13 protein-coding genes are annotated in these 21,444 nt (G+C 41.3%); 6 read left to right on the forward strand and 7 right to left on the reverse strand.

Annotation, left to right across the window (positions count from 1 at the left end; all coding sequences use genetic code 11):
• Positions 1 to 213: 213 nt before the first annotated feature.
• From LDL79_RS06015 to LDL79_RS06040, 6 genes are all read left to right on the forward strand, one after another.
• On the forward strand, positions 214 to 3,237 hold the full coding sequence (locus LDL79_RS06015; protein ID WP_225599538.1) for a beta-L-arabinofuranosidase domain-containing protein: 3,024 nt from the start codon (positions 214 to 216) through the stop codon (positions 3,235 to 3,237).
• A 167-nt stretch (positions 3,238 to 3,404) separates the two neighbouring features.
• Complete coding sequence (locus LDL79_RS06020; RefSeq protein WP_167598242.1) at positions 3,405 to 3,704, forward strand: hypothetical protein; 300 nt, start codon at positions 3,405 to 3,407, stop codon at positions 3,702 to 3,704.
• Positions 3,705 to 3,867: 163 nt separating this feature from the next.
• Complete coding sequence (locus LDL79_RS06025; RefSeq protein WP_225599539.1) at positions 3,868 to 6,228, forward strand: TonB-dependent receptor; 2,361 nt, start codon at positions 3,868 to 3,870, stop codon at positions 6,226 to 6,228.
• Positions 6,229 to 6,270: 42 nt separating this feature from the next.
• Entirely contained in the window at positions 6,271 to 7,047 is a 777-nt protein-coding gene (locus tag LDL79_RS06030; protein ID WP_225599540.1) for a DUF4625 domain-containing protein, read from the forward strand.
• Between the two features lie 137 nt (positions 7,048 to 7,184).
• A complete protein-coding gene (locus tag LDL79_RS06035) occupies positions 7,185 to 7,661 on the forward strand; it encodes a DUF4625 domain-containing protein (protein WP_225599541.1) in 477 nt (158 codons plus the stop codon).
• Positions 7,662 to 7,672: 11 nt separating this feature from the next.
• Positions 7,673 to 8,659 (forward strand): DUF4625 domain-containing protein, encoded by a 987-nt coding sequence (locus LDL79_RS06040; RefSeq protein WP_225599542.1) that lies wholly within the window; start codon positions 7,673 to 7,675, stop codon positions 8,657 to 8,659.
• 176 nt (positions 8,660 to 8,835) lie between these two features.
• Here LDL79_RS06040 and LDL79_RS06045 read toward each other — a convergent pair whose 3' ends face one another.
• The 7 genes from LDL79_RS06045 to LDL79_RS06075 form a co-directional block, all read right to left on the reverse strand.
• Entirely contained in the window at positions 8,836 to 10,641 is a 1,806-nt protein-coding gene (locus tag LDL79_RS06045) for a ribonucleoside-diphosphate reductase subunit alpha (RefSeq protein WP_072980538.1), read from the reverse strand.
• A gap of 3 nt (positions 10,642 to 10,644) precedes the next feature.
• Entirely contained in the window at positions 10,645 to 11,928 is a 1,284-nt protein-coding gene (locus LDL79_RS06050) for a ribonucleotide-diphosphate reductase subunit beta (RefSeq protein ID WP_225599543.1), read from the reverse strand.
• 1,166 nt (positions 11,929 to 13,094) lie between these two features.
• A complete protein-coding gene (locus LDL79_RS06055) occupies positions 13,095 to 15,206 on the reverse strand; it encodes a TIM-barrel domain-containing protein (protein WP_225599544.1) in 2,112 nt (703 codons plus the stop codon).
• A gap of 10 nt (positions 15,207 to 15,216) precedes the next feature.
• Positions 15,217 to 17,058 carry a glycoside hydrolase family 13 protein gene (locus LDL79_RS06060; protein WP_225599545.1) on the reverse strand — a complete coding sequence of 614 codons (1,842 nt, stop codon included), beginning with the start codon at positions 17,056 to 17,058 and terminating at the stop codon, positions 15,217 to 15,219.
• 93 nt (positions 17,059 to 17,151) lie between these two features.
• Positions 17,152 to 18,597, reverse strand: a complete 1,446-nt coding sequence (locus tag LDL79_RS06065) for an alpha-amylase (RefSeq protein ID WP_225599546.1) — start codon at positions 18,595 to 18,597, stop codon at positions 17,152 to 17,154.
• Positions 18,598 to 18,655: 58 nt separating this feature from the next.
• Positions 18,656 to 19,798, reverse strand: coding sequence for a SusE domain-containing protein (locus LDL79_RS06070; protein WP_225599547.1), 1,143 nt, complete (start codon positions 19,796 to 19,798; stop codon positions 18,656 to 18,658).
• Between the two features lie 15 nt (positions 19,799 to 19,813).
• A complete protein-coding gene (locus LDL79_RS06075) occupies positions 19,814 to 21,439 on the reverse strand; it encodes a RagB/SusD family nutrient uptake outer membrane protein (RefSeq protein WP_225599548.1) in 1,626 nt (541 codons plus the stop codon).
• Positions 21,440 to 21,444: the final 5 nt, after the last annotated feature.

The raw sequence follows: 21,444 nt of genomic DNA on the forward strand, positions 1-21,444 counted from the left end.
GCGTAAAAATTACCCGCTTTGGATACAACCGAACCACTTTAGATCAATAACCTCTAACCATTAAAACTTTATCACTTCTATAAACCGCAACAGAAAAATGGCTTTCCGGCATCTTTGCTAAAAAAATACCAGTATTGACTAAATTATGAGCAAAAGCAAGTAATTCAATACGATATATTTACAACACAATCACAATGCGTCAAGCCTATTATTATGAAGTTCTCCAGAATATTTTATGTTTTCTTACTTTCTGTTTTAAGCCTTAACAGCACCACATTAGTTGCTCAAAATGGGGATCAAATGCTTGACGGAATAGGTGAAACTGCGCTTATTGCACGTTATATTTTTGATGGAAATGCTAAAGATTGGTCGCGAAATAATCTGCACTCCACTTTATCAGAAAATGCCGAATTTACCACTGACTCCACTTTTAACAAGGTGCTTTCTTTAACTGACGCGGCGTTTGTTCAACTCCCGCAAACCACCTTAAACAGTATGGAATCCTTGTCGATCTCCACTTGGATTCAACTCGATCAAAATACTGAAAACCAAACACTGTTTGATTTTGGTAAAGATGCAGCTCGGCATTTTTATGTAAATCCAGTCTCAGGAAATGTTGTTTTAAAATCAAACGCTAACGCTCTTACCGGTACTTTTACCAAATTAAATAGTGGTACTTGGGCGCATCTTGCAGTAATTATAGATGTTACGGCTCAGCGCTTAGAAATCTACCTCAACGGGGCTTTGGCTTCTCAAAAAACGTTGAGCGCACTTGACTTGAACACCATAATCAATACTGAAAATAATACCCTGTACTTAGGCAAATCACTTGCTGCTTCTGTGGCTAACTTACAAGCCAAGCTGCACGATTTTAGAATCTACCGAATACCACTGAGTCAGAATCAAGTTAAAAACATCTACGCCATCGCCACCGGAAAAGAAGAAAGTGTGGTCAATGAGCGTCACGAGCCTGAAGATAACCTTCCGCAGTTTGCTGATGATGTGCCGCAATTGTATAATAACTATTTAACAGGTGTCTCAGATCTTACAGTAGAAACCGTCGTGGGCCAACTTCCTCGCTTGCCCCGTTTTGTTGACGCAACGTATAAAATACCGGTAAATACGACTAAAGTTCGTGTGATCTGGCCGGCTCCAACAGATAACAGCAGTGTGCTACAACCGGGAACTTATGAAATTACAGGCCAAGTTTTAGGTACTTCTTTTCAGCCTAAAGCGACCGTAGTGGTCAAAAAAGGTAATGCCCAAGAAACGCCCCAACGCACCCTTGAAGCGTTTGCTTTAAATGAGGTAAGCCTTGATGCAAACCGTTTGGGCCAAAAATCAAAATTTATTGAGAATCGCGATAAGTTTATCACTACACTGGCCGGCACCAACCCTGACTCGTTTTTGTATATGTTTAGAAATGCATTTGGGCAGCCTCAACCTGAGGGAGCAACGCCTCTTGGCGTTTGGGATACACAAGAAACAAAACTTCGCGGCCACGCAACCGGGCATTATTTAACCGCGATCGCCCAAGCCTATGCGAGTACCAGCTATGACAAAACGCTTCAGCATAATTTTGAAGCAAAGATGAACTATATGGTAAATACGCTTTATGATTTATCACAACGCTCGGGAAAACCAACAACTGCAAGCGCAACTTTCGTCAGCGATCCTACTGCCGTTCCTACCGGTCCAAATAAGGAAATTTACTCATCAGATTTAAGCGAAGCGGGTATTCGTACAGATTATTGGAATTGGGGTGAAGGGTACATTAGCGCCTATCCACCAGACCAATTTATAATGCTTGAGCACGGCGCAAAATATGGTGGTCAGGAAACACAGGTTTGGGCTCCTTATTACACCTTACATAAAATTCTAGCCGGACTTCTGGATGTGTATGAAGTAAGCGGAAATAAAAAAGCATTACATACCGCAGAGGGAATGGCGAGTTGGGTATATGCCCGTCTAAGCCAACTCCCTACGGAAACGCTGATCACAATGTGGAATACCTATATCGCCGGAGAGTTTGGCGGCATTAACGAGTCGCTTGCTCATTTATACCGCATAACCGAGAATGAAAACTATCTGAAAGCAGCCCAGCTGTTTGATAATATCAAGGTATTTTATGGCGATGCTGCACATAATCACGGACTCGCAAAAAATGTAGACACTTATCGCGGTCTGCACGCCAATCAACACATTCCGCAGATTATGGGCGCGCTAGAATTATATCGAAACTCAAAAAATGCTGCCTATTATCATATCGCAGATAATTTTTGGTATAAAACTAAAAACGATTATATGTACAGCATTGGCGGTGTCGCGGGTGCTAGAAATCCGGCAAATGCAGAATGTTTTGTAGCACAGCCTGCTACCTTGTATGAAAATGGGTTATCAGCCGGTGGTCAAAACGAAACCTGCGGAACTTACAACATGCTCAAATTAAGTCGCAGCTTATTTCTCTACAATCAGCAACCCGAGTTGATGGATTATTATGAACAAGCCCTTTATAATCAGATCTTGGCTTCGGTGGCAGAGCATACTCCGGCGAATACGTATCATATTCCCTTGCGTCCCGGATCTAAAAAACAGTTTAGCAATGCAGATATGACTGGTTTTACCTGCTGTAACGGAACCGCGATAGAAAGCAGCACCAAGCTTCAAAATTCGATTTATTTTAAAAGTCAGGATAATAAAGCACTTTATGTAAATCTCTTTGTTCCATCAACTTTACAGTGGAGCGAACAGCAGATCAGCATTCAACAAGTGACGGCATTTCCGCAAGAAGATCAAACCAAATTGATCATCAACGGAAAAGCAAAGTTTGATCTACACTTGAGAATTCCCGGTTGGGCAACCAATGGCATCGAGGTCAAAATCAACGGAAAAATTCAAAAAACAAATGCTAAACCCGGCAGCTACCTGAAGCTTAGCCGAAACTGGAAAAATGGAGATACTGTAGCACTCAAAATGCCATTTAGCTTTAGGCTAGATCCTATTATGGATCAAGAAAATATCGCAAGCCTGTTTTATGGACCTGTACTTTTAGCGGCACAAGAAGAAGCCCCAAGCACCGATTTTAGAACAATCACCCTCAACGCCGAAGATCTCGGAAAAACCATTTCCGGAGATCCAAAAGCACTGGAGTTCACTATAGATGGCACAACTTTTAAGCCCTTTTTTGAAACCTATGACAGACATTCGGTTTATTTAGATGTTCAGCTCCAGCAGTAATTGCTCTCGAGTGTATTCTCTTTGGTGGCTGCTAAATGAGATCGAACGACCAGCACACGGAACTCCGTATTCAAATTAACGCAACTTTGTTGCATAAAGTTGAGACGGAATTCCTATTTTTGCCGCGCTATCGCAGTATTTAGGTAGCATTGGGATTGTATCGCACTATGAACGCACGAATAAAACAGTACATCTCGCTTTTATTCCTAGCCTTTTTTCTTACTACGAAAATGGCCGGTCTTCACGTGCTCACTCACGAAGATACAGACGTAAAGGACGACTGTGCGATTTGTCACGTTTTGGTAACAGAGCATCAGACTGCTGTAATCTTGCAAGAGCCTGAAGCATTTGTTCCTGATTCATTTTACCCGGAATATCAAGAAAAACAGCCTATTACTACTGCTGTTTTTTACCAAGGAACATCATATTCCTATCACCTATTTTCCCGGCCTCCACCGGCAGCATAATCTTATCCTCTTTTATTAGAATACGACCTCAAAAGCATAGCGCTCTTGTGGCTTGTCGTTAGGTATTGATTCCTATAGAACACTTGTATTGTATGAGAAGGATAACCCTCTGATTTCCCTATTTCCCTTTTCTAAGGAAGTTTAATCCTTATTCTTTTTACGCATGCTATTCAGACTACTGGTTGTATGTCTAAGTCTCTTACTTAGCACATATTCCTTTGCGCAGCAAACCTCAATCATTAAAGGTTCTGTTGTAGATTCCGTTTCATTAAAGCCACTTTCCGGAGTTACCATTCTGGGCGAAAACACGTATGCCGTTACTGATGATTCGGGTGCCTTTCAACTGAAAAGTCCTAAAAATTCAACGGTTTTTGAAGTTTCGCATTTGGGTTACGCTTCCGCAAAATTCACACTTAACGCCAATCAAAGCACACCTTTAGTCATCAAACTCAAGCCTAGCAGTACCTCGCTAGACGAAGTTTCGGTACAAGGAAAGACCAGTTCGCGTATCGAGAAAGAATCGGCTACTGTTTCCGTTTCCGTAGATGAAGAATTTCTTCACGCCAATCGTGAAAATAGCCTGATGCAAACCCTTAGAAAAATACCCGGCGTCAGCACGATGACCATTGGTTCTGGACAATCTAAACCTACGATTAGAGGACTTGGATTTAATCGGGTAAGCGTGGTTCAAAACGGGATCAAGCACGAGGCACAACAATGGGGTAGCGATCACGGCCTTGAGATCGACCAATACGGCATACAAGACATTCGCATTATTAAAGGGCCTGCTTCCTTAATGTACGGTTCTGATGCCGTTGCCGGTGTGGTAGATATTCAGCCTTCAAAAGCACCTGCGATCAATTCGTTTGGTGGAGAAGTCAATGTTCTGGGTGAAACCAATAACGACCTTCTCGCAGTCTCAGCTGGCGTACAAGGCAGAAATGAAAAGTGGTATTATCGGGCGCGGCTTACCTATCGTGATTATGCGGACTTTAAAGTGCCTACTGACCGTATCAATTATGAGAATTATGTCTTTGAGCTGTATGATAACGACTTGAGAAATACCGCCGGTCGCGAAGCTAACGGAAGTTTCAGTTTTGGGTATGTAAGCGACAATTTTAGGTCTGAAACTTTTGTAAGCAACGTCAATGCAAAAAACGGATTCTTCGCCAATGCGCACGGACTTGAAGTGCGTTCTTCAACCATTGATTATGACGCTTCAAATCGTGATATCGACCTACCCTTTCACAAAGTAAATCACGTTAAAGTCACCAATAATACTACGATTAATCTAGATGAACACACCTTGCATTTTGACCTGGGTTATCAAAATAACCAGCGTGAAGAACATTCTGAGCCGGTGCCTCACGGTTATATGCCTACACCGCCTAACAGTAGAGAACGTGTATTTACAAAAAACACGTATTCCCTAAACGCGAAAGATATTTTTAAAGTTGAAAATCACACCCTTTCTGCCGGAATCAATACCGAATTACAAAACAACAACATTGGCGGCTGGGGATTCTTGATTCCGGCGTATGACCGTTACACTGCGGGAGCCTATTTATTTGATCATTTTGAATTAACCGAAGATATACACTTGCAAGGCGGGTTGCGGTTTGATGCGGGGTGTGTAGCAACCCAAGCACATTACGACTGGTACCGCTCGCCACGGGACAACCCTGATGGGTCTACCTCAAACGTATATCTGCAACGCGCCGAAAACAGAACTCTTGATTTTGGAAGTTTTAGCGGTTCGGTGGGCGTCAGTTACATTCACGGGAACACCACCTATAAACTCAACGCCGGAAAGAGCTTTAGAATGCCGCTCGCGCACGAACTCGCTTCAGACGGGGTGAATTATCATATGTATCGCTACGAGCGCGGAAATCTTGATCTGGACCCCGAGGCTTCGTACCAATTGGACGCCGAAGTTACCCATACTGCCGGCAGGTTCAATTTTGGGGTTAGTCCGTTTCTCAACTACTTTGAAAATTACATCTACCTCAACCCAACTTCAAGTTATGTTGAAACGCTTCAAGTGTATGAATATACACAGGCTGAAGTATTCCGGACCGGTGGAGAAGTAACCGCAGGAATGCAGGTCTCTCAATATTTTCGTTTAGACGCTTCCGCAGAATATGTGTATTCAAGACAAACGAGCGGACCCAAAGAGGGATTTACGATTCCATTTTCTCCCCCATTAATCGGGATGCTTTCCGCAAATTATAATCTGGGCAATTGGAGCCTTTTTAAAGATGTGAATCTTAATGCCGACTTGCGTGTTGCGGCAGCACAGACAGATATCGTACCCCCCGAAGAAATCACAGCAGGTTACCAAATGCTCAACCTCGCGGTGATGAGCAAACTCAACCTGTTTAACAATCAAAACCCCACATTGTTGCGCGTAAAACTCAACAATGTGTTCAATACAGAATATTATGATCATACCAGCTTCTACAGGCTCATCGACGTGCCAGAAGCCGGAAGGAACCTATCGGTTTCGTTAACCCTGCCTTTTTAAACTCTTTTATTAATTAATCAATAAACACTAAATCTAAATTTTATGAAACTAAACATGAAACACTTAGCACTATTTGTACTTGCGGGTATTACTTTAAGCTCGTGTAGTGATGATGACACAGATGTCATTGTAGAAGAAGCTCCTCTCATCTCAAATTTTGAGTTTGGAGAAGGAAGCACGCACGGTGATGAGCAGGTAGCTTACAAAGGTTCTGACATTCATTTAGAAGCAGAGATCGTTGCAGAAGCTACTGTAAGCAGTATTACCTTAGACATTCACGCACACGATCTAGAAGTTGGTGAAGGCGAAGAAGAATGGCATTTTGAGCAAGAATTTACAGATGAAAGCTATCTGGTAATCAACCCTACTTTTCACGAGCACGTAGATGTTCCTGCTACAGCTCCGGCGGGAGAATACCACATCACACTGACTGTTACTGATACTAACGGAAACAGCACAGAAGTTGAAGGTCACATTCAAGTATTAGATCCTGTTACTACCAGCGACCTTTCAATTGACGAAAGTGTAGCGCGCGGTTCTGATTTTCACGCTGAATTTTTGATCGAAGCGGTACACGGAGTACACAACATCACCGTTGACATTCATGCGCACGGACTCACTGTAGGAGAAGGTGAAGCAGAATGGGATTTTGAGCAAATTTTTGAAGAAGGTTACCACGGGGAAACTTCAGTAGAATTTCACGAGCATATTGATGTTCCTGCTACTGCGCCAGTAGGTGAATACCACATGGTTATCACTATTGAAGATGAAGAGGGTAACATCTCTGAAATTGACACGCATCTTGACTTGACTGCCTAAACTGTATTAAAACTAAATGCCTGCGTTTTGCAGGCATTTAGTTTTTAATCGCTTTTGTGGCTTTGAGCCACACATAGCATTATCCTGAGCTTATGCTCAGTAAACCTTACTCGATCATCAAGAAAAAATAAATTTTTATGAAAAGAATAGCTTTAATAACACTCGTTTTTGGCAGTCTTTTTATCGCATCGTGTTCGTCAGATAGTGATTCGGTTAGAGATGAAGAACGCCCAACCATTACTGTAGATTACAGTGCCGGTTTTCCGCAAGGTTGTGAAACCCTACAGCGCGGCGAGACCTATACCTTTACTGCAAGAGTAACAGACAATCTCGCACTGGCTTCATACAGTCTTGATTTACATCACAACTTTGATCATCACACACACGACGACCAAGGGGCTACTTGTGATCTGGAACCCGTAAAAACAGCGGTAAACCCATTGATCTACATGGAAAACTTCAGTTTAGATAACAGGCCTACGGAATATGAAATTCAAATTGAAGTGAGCATCCCTGAAGATATTGACACCGGCGATTACCACTGCGCATATTCTGTTACCGATGAAACCGGATGGCAAAGCAGGACCTCCATAGATATTGAAATAACAGATTAGCATAAACAAAAATGAAGATTATAAATCAACACTTTATAACGAGAATTACCCTTTTCCTTTTTTCAGCTTTTTTTAGCCTGATGATTACCTCGTGTAGTGAGGACGAAACTAATATAGAAGGTCCTAAACCAGAGCCTACCATTTCAGATATTGAAGTTGGTCTTCACAATAATGAAATTGGTGTTGTTGGCGGTGATTTCCATTTTAATGCCGAAGTTTTAGCAGGCGACCTTCTTCAAGCTGTTCGAATAAACATTGTACAGAGGGATGAGGAAACCTATGAAGATGAGTGGACGCTTGAAGTGATTTTTACTGAAAGAATCGCAGGATTAAAGAACGCAACGCTACATCGACATTTTGACATTCCTGAAGAGGCTCCTAAAGGGCTCTACGATTTTAAAATTACAGTTGAGGATATGAACGGGACGAGTCTGGAGGAAACAAGGAAGATCAGCTTGATTGACATTGAAGACTATCCTGATGTTTTCCCACACGTAAGCGCTTTTGGAGTAGACAAAATTGACGTAGATGGAAAAGGAGGCTTCAATAACTTCTATAACAACGGGGAGTTTAGAAACACTGAAAACCCCTCATTTAGAAAGGATGAATCTATCTGGGCATCAGTTCAAATTGGTAATATAAAAGGCGATGGAATCATATATGGTTTATTGATCAAAAAGAGTTTTGATCACAAACCCGAAACGGTAGAAGACATAGATTTTTCGAAAGCCATTGTTACTGATTTAAAACAACACTCAGACTATGATGAAATCAGAGCCTTTCAAAGTAGTTATAATACAAACTTCAATAATCATTATATGTATGGCGCTGCGTACAAAATAGGTGCTGACGCAGATAATAACTTACCAAATTCTAATCTCGTAACGGGAAATAAGGCCTGGGAGAATGGCACGTATTACTACGGTTATGTTTACACAAATACGACTTATAATCTAAGCACATTTAAGTATATAGAATTTGAGATTACTGGTTTTTAGGCAGATAAAACAAGATAGCAAAGCCTAAACCTCCACTTATATTAAGATCGTCGAGTAAATTTAATGTTTTGAGCTCGTCATCAGTAGGTTTTTCTATTCGGTTACGGTATAAAACACTCAAAGATTTAACTAAAAAAACCCGCCAATTGGCGGGTTTTTTTAGTTGCTTCAATTAGTTAAGCTTCACAGCTTACACACTCTTTTTTCTGCTTAAACTTCTGCGCAGCATTCATACTGTGCTGATAGTAAAGCGACTTCAAACCTAGTTTCCAGGCGGTGATATGAATTTTATTGATCTCCTTAATAGGCATATCAGGATGCACTAAAAGGTTTATTGATTGTCCTTGATCAATATGGTTTTGTCTGTTTGCAGCTTGATAAATGATCGCCATCTGATCGATCTCTGCATAGGTTTTAAATACGTCTTTTTCCTGCTCCGTTAAGAATTCAAGATGCTGAACGCTACCGTCGTTATCACGTACGCTTCTCCACACTTCTGGAGTATTCATACCTTTTTCTTCAAAAAGCTCTTCTAAAAATGGATTTTTGATGGTCGTCTTGATCTTAGCGATATCTTTTACATAAACATTAGACCAGATCGGCTCGATACCTTGAGAAACCTGTCCTAAAATAAATGCTGAAGAAGTAGTAGGTGCAATAGCATTAAGCGTTGCGTTACGTCTTCCGTAGCCTTTTAAAACTTCAGGCTCACCAAACTTCTCTGCAAGCTCTTCTGAAGCTTTATAAGAACGTTGCTTGATCTCTCTAAAGATCTCACTGTTCAAGTCGTAAGCTTCCTGGCTGTCAAACGCGTGTCTCTTAGACTGAAGTAACGAGTGCCATCCTAATACCCCAAGACCTAAAGCTCTGTTTGATTTTGCGAAGTTATACGCACGCTCCATAAACATAAAAGTCTGACGATGATCGCGATTGTCTGAATCACGATACTCTTCAAGTTTGTCTATAAATTCGGTAAGTACTGCATCTAGGAAGCACACCATAGTTTCTACAGCATCTGTATTCTTCCACTTATCATAATGCAATACGTTAATCGAAGAAAGTACACATACAAAAGACCACTCGTCACTAGAAGGTAACATGATCTCAGTACACAGGTTACTTGCATAGATATCGTGCCCTTTATCTTTATAAACATCAGGTTTTCCGTTGTTCGCATTATCAGTATAGAAAATATACGGATAACCCATCTCACCACGACGTTGTAATACTTTGGCCCAAACCTCACGCTTATCTGTATCTCCATCGATCATCTCCTGCATCCACGTGCTATCTACAGTAACCCCGTGTGTCAATTGCTGAATCGAGTTCCCTTCGGTACCAATCTCTAAGAATTCTTTGATATCCGGGTGACTGATTGGTAAATAAGGAGAGAATCTACCACGACGCACAGAACCTTGACTCACTACATCAACCATCTTATCAAACAGCTGCATAATGTGTACCGCTCCACTTGCATAACCATTGTTCTTCACCGCAGCACCACGATGACGAATTTTTCCAAAATACCCAGAAGTACCACCACCAAGTTTTGACATCATACCCACCTCAGACTGTGTGTATAGAATGTTACCCATATCATCATCGATATGCGACCCAAAACAACTGATAGGGAGACCACGCTTTTTACCAAAGTTTGACCAAACCGGAGAAGCCAATGAGAAATAGCCTTCGCCCATATATTTGTAGAACTTATCAGAAAAGCCGGGCATTTCTAAAATCTCTTCAGCACGATCTGCAATCTCACGTATACGCTCTTCTGCGCTCACCCCTTCAGATAAGTAACCTGCCGCTAAAAAGCTACGGCTGTGCTCTGTAAGCCATTTAAATGATCCTTCTGTTTCTTCGGTCTTTTCGGTAGCATCGTGCAATGCGTCACGACGCGCCTTTAAAAGATCGCTTTCTTTTGAAGGTTGAACTTGGGTCTCTGTTGTGTTTTGGAAATCTGTAGTGTTTTCTCTCATGGCTTAAAATAAATCGTCACTGGTTATACTTTGTGTTCTTTTGCTATAATTGATCGAGCGTTTTACGAAGAAATCGCCGTGCTTGGTTCCTATAATTTCATCATCAAACCATTCGGTTTCCTGAAGTAATGCTTCATCGATATCAAAGAGTCTATCAAGACCTATGGCTTCAAGTGATTTGTTGAATCTGTTTTTAACAAACTCATTGATCACTGCTTTTGGCAAGAAGTCCAGTTCGCCTTTTTCAAAAATCCAATCTACCACTTTGCTTTCTGCCTCAAATGATCTCAAGCACATGTCCTTGATCAAGTTGTTGTGGTCTTCATCAAACCACTCTGGATTTTCTTTCTTGATGATGTTGATGATATCTACACCAAAATCTCCGTGAATTTGCTCTTCTTTTGAAGTCGCTTCTACTGCATTAGAAATTCCCTTAAGCATATTTTTATGCTTGTTGAACGCCATAATGATCAAGAATTGAGAGAACAGTGATACGTGCTCAATAAACAAGGCAAAAAGCAAAATAGACTCTGTGTATTCTCTATCATCATCACTTTTAGCGTGCTTGAGCGAAGTCTCTAAATAGTGCACACGCTTCATGATTACCGGCTTCTTTTTAAGCTCTTTGAATTCTTCATTAAGGCCTAAAATCTCAAGCAGGTGTGAATAGGCATCGTGATGTCTTACTTCACTTTCTGCAAAGGTCGCCCCTACAGCCGCGATCTCAGGTTTTGGTAAACGATGGTGCACATCTCCCCAGAAGGTTTTCACTGCAACTTCGATCTGAGAAATAGCAAGCATCGTGTTTTTGATCGCGCTACGCTCTACTTCGCTTAGACCGGTTTTAAAATCCTGGATATCGCTGGTGAAATTAAATTCGGTATGAATCCAATACGAGTGTCTAATCGCAGCAACATATTCATTCAGCTCTGGGTACTCGTATGGTTTAAGGTTAATGCGCTTCTCAAAAATATTGGTTTTGCGCTCCATCGCACGTTTGTTACGGTAGATGATATACGCTTTAGCCACATCATGAAATTCACTGCTCATCAGCTTTTCTTCAACCATATCCTGCACTTGCTCTACCGTTGGGATATAGTCTGCTTCACTGTCTTTATTGATCAACAAAGCCTCATACACCTGCATTGAGATCAATTTAGCATCTTGCTCAGACCCGTGTCCTAAAGCTGCCATCGCATTGCTTATCGCATTCGTAATTTTTTCTAATACAAAAGGTGCCGTGCTGTAATCCCTTTTGATAATTTTTTTAATCTCTTGTGAACTCATGATATCTCCTTAAAATGTCTATTGAAACGCTTATATCGTAAAAATTGAAGTCAAAAATCCTCACGTCAGCACCGACTAAAAAGCCGACACCCGTCTTAAAAACAGGCAACTAAAAAATTGAGTGTGAGTATCTTTTAACTACTTGTAAAGTTTAAATTTTGTTCAATACAATTTGAAGTGTGGCTCAAAAGGTTTTCAACGATTTATCAACGATTCTTTTGAAAACTTTTTAAAATACTGAAAAACAGAATCTTAAGTACGTAACTTGTAGAGGTTAAGATTTAAAATCCAAGCACTTTTACAGTCCAAAAAACCGAAGATTTTTAGCTCTCAGAACTGTTAAAAAATCGGTCAGCAAGTGATTTTTTAGGCGTTGACAAAAATTACATATTTCGATTAAGCCTAATAAATTAATTTCTACTAAAAAATCATCAACAATTGTGAACAAATAATTCAGTTGTTCACCTAAGATAAACTTAGTGCCAACCTTTTTCTTATATCTTTGAAAAACAAAAGGCCTCATCACTCTGGGATAAGGCCTTTAAATAAGATAATTAATGTTATCTTAGATTGAAGTAGTATCGCAACTACTTTTTTGAATACATATTGATGTAAAATTTAATTGCTAATACGCAGGAAACGAATTCGACAATTTCTTTTACGTCAATAAATGAATCCCAAATTGAGCTATCCATATAAATGTTTAGTTTTTGGGTTAGAAAAATAAAGACCAGTTCGTATAGCGGCCTGGTCTTTTTTATTGCCGCCTTGAAAACTTAATCCTTTAATTATCAGGCCTTTAATACTGTAGTAAAAGTAGACATCGACTGAAGTGAATTGACAAAAAGCAATAAAAGGTTTTCAACGATTTATCAATGATTTTTTTGAAAACTTTTTAAAATACTGAAATACAGAATCTTAAATGCCTATTTTGTAAATGTTAAGATTTAAAATACAAGCACTTTTACAATTCAAAAAACCGAAGATTTTCAGCTCTCAGAACTGTTAAAAAAATCGGTCAGCAAGTGATTTTTTAGGCGTTGACAAGCCATGAATTTTTCAAAAATTAAAGCAGAATAGCCGTGGCCTATTTTTCAACATAAAAATCAAAGCATAAAAAAAGCTTCTCGTTAGAGAAGCTTTTAGATTTAGATCTAATTCAAAAATTAATTCAATCTAATGGTGTCACCAGATTGCCATTCAGAATACTTTATAGCTCCGTCTTGCACTAAAGCGATTTTAAACTTACGATCCATCGTGCGAGAACCTTCAGTTTGCTCAATATGTACTTCAACCTGACCATCAACTGTGGTAGCTTCAAAATCTAATATAGAATAATCGCCTGATTGATACCCGTAACCTTCTCCTGCATCATCATAAAGACTTCCTGAAGCTTTTCCTTCGGCATCCAGATTGATAAATAAAGTGATTTCTGAAGTGCTGTAATCTACGGTACTTTGAATTACAGGACCCACGGGAAGAATTGCCCCGTCTCTCAATTTAACGGTAGCCTGATATTTATCTGTGTTTTCTTCGAGCGTAAGATCTTGCCAGTCTCCCTGAGGCATCTTAAGATCTTCTGCCCATTGCGGAATAACCATCAGATCTTCCCCTAAGAGGAAACTCTGCTGCTCCTCTCGCAAAGAAATATCTGTGATGTCTGCAAAAAATGCAGGACGCATAATAGGCATTCCGGTTTGAGAAGCCTCGTGAAATAAAGTATATAAATACGGCAATAGTCGGTATCTACGATTGATCGCTGTACGTGATACCTGCTCAATTTCTTCACCAAAAGCCCAAGGCTCTTGCGCTTCGGTCTCGTTTGAGGTGTGATTTCTACTGAAAGGATAATACGCTCCTAAAGCAATCCAATTAGCAAAAACTTCAGGGGTTGGACTCTTAGTAAATCCGCCAATATCGGGCCCGTTAAAAGGCTGACCGCTCAAACTTAAATTGATAGACATTGGGATAGACATTTTAAGGTTTTCCCAAGTAGAAGAGTTATCTCCTGTCCACGTAGCCGCATAACGCTGACCTCCTAAAAAGTTCGCTCTTGAAAGCACAAAAGGTCTTTTTTCTGGGTTTACTGCCATAATTCCTTCACGACTGGAGCGCACCATTAAAAGTCCGTATACATTATGATAACGTAAGTGTTTATCCATAGGTAAAGCGCCACCGCCTCGATGCAAATTGCTATCTGGCATAGAACCCCCCGGGCCGTCAAAAACCGCCGGCTCATTCATATCGTTCCAAACGCCGTCAATACCTAAATTCATAAAATCGGTATACAAAGACGCCCACCATTTTTGCGTGCGTGGCTGGGTATAATCTGGAAAAGCAACCTGCCCCGGCCAAACTTCGCCATTAAATTCCTTTCCACCGGCGGTCTGCACCCAATGATCACCGGCTGTACCTTGCTGATAAATCGTGTATAACGAGTCCTGCTTTACCCCGGGATCGATCATATAAACCGATTTAAAATCTTTGTCGTGCAGGTAATCATTTAAGCCCTTGGGATCAGGAAAACCTTCTTTGTCAAAGGTAAATACTCTGAAACCGTCCATATAATCGATATCCATCCAGATCACATCTGCCGGGATTTTACGCGATCTAAACTCATCAGCCAATTCTTTTACGCTGGTATCAGGATAGTAAGAATATCGTGATTGCTGATAGCCCAAAGCCCAGAGTGGCGGCATCGCCATCGTTCCTGTTAGCTCCCCTAAAGCTTTCATCACCTCTTGAGGTGAATCTTTCTCGATCACCAAAACTCTAAAGGTAGGCCCTTCACTTATGAAAGTCACTTTATCGTCGAGAACGATCTGCTGGCGCCAACTGTGATCTGCCAAAATACCAAATGAGGTTCCGTCTTTGCGAACGCCCAAAACCCAAGGATGCGCTTGATACAATTGCTTTCCTTCAAATTTTCCGTATTCATAATTGTCGGTATTCCATAGGGTAACATCAGTTCCATTACGACGCAAGTCACCTAATACTTCTCCGGTTCCGTAAAGATCTACGTGTTCCGGAAACGTAAATTGCACGGCATTTTTACCTTCTATTTGTAGAAACTGCGGCTTCACAGCCCAATTGACAGGAAGCGGTTTTTCTTGTGATACATCTTGCGTAACCGCTAAAGATGGCAGGGTTTTATAGGCCTTAAAATCTTTTGGGTAAAAGATCGCAACATCAGGTTGAACAAGGCTTGAGGTTTGCGCTACTGCAAGCTGAAAACTCACAAAAAGCAGCGCAAGAAATAACATACTGTTTTTTCTCATTGTATATATTCTAATTTAGTTGAATGATCAAGGGTGTTTTTGCTGAAACTTCGAGCGTTTCCTTCAGTTTGATGCTACGGTCAGAAAGAATTTCGAGTCCGTTGCCGGCTTCAGGCAAAACTTCTCGGAAACGTGTTAAGTCTAAAGTTTGATCGCTTGAGCTATTGTTGAGCACGACCATAATTTTTTCATCTCCAAGAATTCTGAAATACACGTACACATCATTTTCAGGAATAAATTGCGTCAAGGTTCCTTGGTGAACGGCTTTGGCGGTTTTACGCCAATTCATTAGTTTTTTAGTAAAGCTGAAAAAAGCCTCCTGCTGCTGGGTTCTGGATGCTGCTTCAAAGGCATTCTGCGCATCATCTTTCCAGCCTCCCGGAAAATCTCTACGAATATCCCCATCACCTTTTCCTTTATCGCCACGCATACCTATTTCAGAGCCGTAATACAACTGCGGAATCCCGCGTGTGGTTGCGATCAAAGTAAGCCCTAATTTATAATTGTCGAGATTTTGATCGTAGATCTCATTAAACCTTCCCGTGTCGTGATTCTCTAAAAAGACTAAAAGATTGTTGATATCCGGATATAAAAAGTCATTTACAAAGTTGTTATAGGCTTTCATCATCCCGGTATCCCAACCCACACCTTCAGAAAACATTGAGGTGAGGCCGTCGTGCAGCGTGAAATCCATCACCGAGGGCAAGTGGGTGTTGTAATTTTGAATGGCACCAATTTTACTATCCTTTTGCCAATAAGCAATTTGCGCCTGATCGTGTAACCATACTTCTCCAACAATATTGAAATTGGGATATTCTTCCATTATGGCTTTGGTCCATTTTGAAATTCCTTCTTTATCATTATAGCTATACGTATCTACCCGAAATCCGTCAAGATTGGCATACTCGATCCACCAGATTGCATTTTGAATCAGATATCGCAACACCAATGGATTTTTCTGATTGAGGTCTGGCATTGTTTTTACAAACCAGCCATCTACACAATAGTGCTGATCACGCTCTGCCGCGTGCATATCGTATTGCGTTTCCATGCGGTAATTAGATTGGGCGTAACCAGGAAACTGATTGATCCAGTCATAAGTAGGCAAATCTTTGATCATCCAGTGTTCTGCACCCCAATGATTGGTCACATAATCCATCACCAACTTCATCTCGCGTTTATGCAGTTCGTCTGCGAGCTTTCTATAGTCTGCATTTGTTCCGTAGCGCGGATCAATTTTATATACATCACTTTGCGCATAAGTATGATACGAATATCCCGGGTCGTTATCTTCAAGCAAAGGCGTGCTCCAAATAGTAGTCACCCCTAAATCTTCGAGATAGCCTAAATGATCTGTAATCCCCTGTAAATCGCCGCCGTGTCTACCGCCGCTTGCTTCACGATCATAGGTATCGGTTAATCCTTCAACAGAATCATTATCCGGATTTCCGTTAGCAAAGCGATCGGGCATTAATAAATACATCGCGTCGCTGCTGTCATAACCTTGGCGCTGTGCCGAACCTGCTTCGCGCTTTTTTAATTCATAAGGTCGCATAAACGACTTTTTCCCTTTTTTACTGAAGTTAAACTGAAACGTTCCCGCCTGAAGTCCATCGGTTTCGATAGTGACAAAAAGGTAATTGGGATTTTCAGTTTTAGTAATACCTGTGATGATCACTTCATCATCGGTGGAAACATCGTAGGCTGCAATATTTTCTCCGTAAAAAAGAATTTGCACTTCAGAAGTTTCCATATCGGCCCACCAGTACGGTGGCTCTACCCGATCTATTTGCGCACACAATGGAGCGCTAAACAGGAACAAAAAGAGAATAGAATTAAAAAAAAGTTTCATAGGAATTGAATTAAAAAAACAGCCGAATATTTTAGGGGATAATATCCGGCTGAAGGATTTCTTCTTGTACTCACATACGCTGTATTAAAGCGTTTACTCTTCCATCACAGACCAGATCGCGTAACCGTTTGCCGGAGCTTCCAGCTGGGTGCTTCCATCTTCGGCTGTCGCCGGATAGTAAGTTGAATTTTCCGTGTAATCCATCAATTGACGACTACTCCATCCCGTGTTTATAGTACGGCGCTTAGTACTTGTATTGGTCGTGATATAAATGATAAGACCGGGATTAGCGTCGGTTCCTTTTCGCTTTGCGATATACTCATCCTCATCGGTATAAAGTACTTCTAGGTCTCCAACAGCAAGCGAATTGTGAATACTCACTAACTTATCCAATTGCGCTTTAAAAGCTTCGTTTTGGTAATCTGAATAAAACAAGGTTGGATATCCGGGATGCGTCATAATAAATGCATACGCCTTGAGTTTGTTTTCGCGCTCAATGTAGTTATCGATGTTCCCGTCTTTTTCGGTATCGTGATTTGCGGTAAAAGTCACTGCCTTGTCAGGATGCGTTTGCCAAACCTGATCTCTGGTCAAATAGGTCAAATCGCTGTAACGATCAAACGCCTGCTCCATACGGTAAAAGGCTGCAAAATCAAATGCACCACTTCCTGTAGCTTCAATATGCTCGCGAATAAGATCAGGGTCGCCGTCCCATAATTCGCTCACAGAAAAACCACCAACTTCCGCCAAGAAATCTTTGATCACAAATGACTCGAATCCTAAAACATAGTCAAATCTCCAGCCGTCAAAGCCCATCACATTCTTATAATATTTTGCTACGGAATTCTCATCTTTCCAAAGCCAGTTTTGCACGCGCTCTCTGTGATGATCCAGATTGGTCTCCGCATAAAACAAGCTGCCCGGATCGTAATTACTCACACTATTTGGATAAAAATCTTCGTAATTTCTGTTGAACATACCCGAAGCATTCCCGTGTGTTTCATCAAAAAGACTGTACGTATCATAACCGCGATACGGATTGTACTCTAAGCCACCACCCGAATTGTGATTCAACACGATATCTGCGATCACTTCAATATTGTTATCGTGTGCGGTAGCGATAAGGTTCTCCAGATCAGTACGTGTCCCGAAGCGTGTTGCCACTGTACCGTGCTGCTCATAATCTCCAAAATCAAAATAATCTGAAACATCATAGCCCATCGAGTATCCACCTGATTGACCCTTGGTCGCCGGCGGTAACCAGATACGATTGACTCCGGCTGCACTCCAATCTTCTAATTGAGTAGAAAGGGTGTTCCACCATTCAAAACGCGGTTCTACATCCCAGTAAAACGCTTGCATCATCACGCGGCTTCCGTTATCATACTCGGCTAAATTAAGCGCCTGATACGCTACCGGATCCGGGGTTTCCTGACCTTCTTCTGCCTCTACCGCTGTATCATCGTCTGATGAACAGCTTATGCTGATAGCAAGCAACAGCAAAAGCAGAAACGGATATTTAAAAAAATACTGTTTCATAGTTATAAGATTTTCAAAACAAGCTGATGCCTAAAACAGCATCAGCACGTATGGGTGATTAATTTTTAGTAATCGAGTACTTGTATTGTCTTGGATTGCTCAAATCAAGCGTGATGGTATAATTCCCATCTTCTGGAATACCGATGTTCTGACCACCAAACTCCATTGTTCCGTCTGCATCGTTATCACCTATGTTTAAGTCCCAAGCATCATTTGCTCTGAATTTGATACCGTTATCAGGAGCTTCTTGCTCGGTAAGATCTAAGGTAAGTGACCAGATTTTTGTAGCAGGATCGTAAACCATATCGGTATCGCTGTCCCATCCTGTTGGTGTTGCGTTACCAATGATTCCCCAGCTGGTTTTAGTCATCGCATAGGTTAATGCTTCGGTATCTACATTGATCAAGTAATAGCCGCCGGTTCCGTCAGGAGTTCCTGCATTTACTTCACCTTCTTGCTCGATAGTTCCTGAAAAGTCACCGTTATTTTCACCGGTATCTCCGTAATCCCCGTCAAAACTTTCGTTAGTAGGTAAGAATTTAAGTTCAGGAGTATCTGAGTTTACAAAAACAAAACCTTCATAATCTGTGTTTCCTTCAGCAGAAGCGGCAAGCGGAACTGCATCAGCAGGAGTCCAGTCAGAACCATAACCACCTCCAGTTAAGAAGTTACCTACGACGAAGATTTGAGGCAATTGAATCTCCTCCTCTTCTTCAGCTTCGGGAAGGGTTACTGAAATCGCTAATGCATCAGAAAATTGTTCTACCACATTTCCTGCATCAGCACCTACATAAGCACGCACTCTAAAGTAGATCGTCCCGGTGTTAGGTTCAGGAGTAAGCGGATCGTTATCCAAACCGGCTTCACGCGCTAAACTCAACATATTACCTACCGTTACCGGAAGATTGGTTTGTGTTCCCACACCAATAACAGAAAAAGTCTCAAAGCTCTCAGTTGTAGCACCCTGAATCTCATAATTCACCGGAGTTTGTACACCAAAGTCTACTTCATTCCACACAAAACGTTCTGCTAAATTATCTGAACTAGAAGCCATCAAATTATAAGTCTCTAGTGTTGAGTTTGTAAAAACTACCCCCTCAGGATCTGGCTTTGCAGTAAATGTAAAACCGTCATCATCTGTACAAGCTGTAAAGTTTAAAGCTGCGATAAGCGCAATAAAAACAAGTGTTAAATTTTTCATCGTTTCTTTTATGTATTAGTACCCCGGATTTTGAGTAAGGTTGGTGTTAATCAATATTATATTACTTGGCAACGGAAACAAGTTTCTAAACTCATCTACCGCCGTTCCTGAACGCGAACCGCCTTTAAATGGCCATAGATAATTGCCTGTAGTAAAATCGTTAAAGCGAATTAAATCTGTTCTGCGCTGTCCTTCCCAGTACAGTTCGCGAGCGCGCTCATCAAGAATAAAATCTAATGTCAATGCAGAACTTGTAATGTTTCCACTGGTGTTGCCATAGGCACGTGCTCTCAGCTCATTGATGTATCCTGCAGCGGTATTCACATCACCTCCTGCACCGCCTCTAAGCACGGCTTCTGCATAGGTAAGGTAGATTTCCGCAAGGCGGATGATAGGCAAATCAGTATCTACAAAATCCCCACCGGTATCGCTTCCGGCAGCGCCGTTAGAATCTATATTGGTGAATTTTGTTACCGCATAGCCATCTGTAAATTGGTTAGCAATGGTGTTGATCTCAAAACTCTGCCCGTCTGTGTAGAACATCGCACGCGAGTCTGCCCAAGCGGTAGGATTGCCGTCAGCATCAATTTCGGTCACTGAAGCATCAAATTTATTTACCAAAGCTTTGGTCGTACGTAGACCACTCCATCCGCCATTCACACCAAAGTTGAATGCATCCATAGAGCCACCAATTGCAGCGTGAACTAAAAAGGTGGTTCCACCGTAGGTACGTGAATTGTTTCCGTCAAAATTGAGAGCGAAAATAAATTCGTTTTGTGCTCCGTTTGAATTGTTATCAGCTAAGAAGAGTTCGTCGTAGGCTGAACCATTTCCGTTAGTATCTGTTGTATTGATGCTGTAGCTTGAGTTGATCGCCATTTCAGCATACGTAATCGCATCAGTATACCGTTCTGTACCCGTCCAAACTTGAGCGTTCAAATACAATTTAGAAAGTAACGCCCAGGCTGCAACACGGTCAACACGCCCATATTCATTAGCTCCGCTTTCCTTTAACTGATCTTGAATTTCAAGCAGTTCACCTTCAACAAAATTGAAAATTTCAGAACGCGTACTTTGCTCAGGTAGATCTGTAGAAACTACAGTCACTAATGGCACATCGCCAAACAGATCCATCAAATTGAAATACGCAAAAGCTCTTAGAAAACGCGCTTCGGCGATGTACGCCTCAACTTCAGCATTATCGTTTAACAGCTGTGCATTTTCAATAAACGAATTGGTAAACGAAACTTCCTGCGCCAGACGGTAATACATACCGGTAGTAAAGTCGTTACCCGCACCCCAGTTCATTGCGTGAAGATTAGGCAAACCGGGGTCTCCCCAACCTACCACCGCATTGTCTGTGGTTAATTCATTTAAACTGAATAATAATCTCGAGTATTGTGAAGTACCTTCATCAATACCTGTAATATCGGCTTGTCCTGCAGGTCCTTGCTGACCGGTTAACGCAAGACTGGCATATAGTTTTGCCAAAGCTCCTTTTGCTTCGTCAGCATTTGCAAACACGTTAGTTTCAGTAAAACTATCTGGATCAATGGGTGTCTGATCTAAATCATCGTGACACGCAATGAGCAAAAGCGTAGGAATAAGAAGCGCTATTTTTTTAATGTAATTCATTTTCATAGTTT

This window comes from Leeuwenhoekiella palythoae, from assembly GCF_020310025.1.
GTDB lineage: Bacteria > Bacteroidota > Bacteroidia > Flavobacteriales > Flavobacteriaceae > Leeuwenhoekiella > Leeuwenhoekiella palythoae.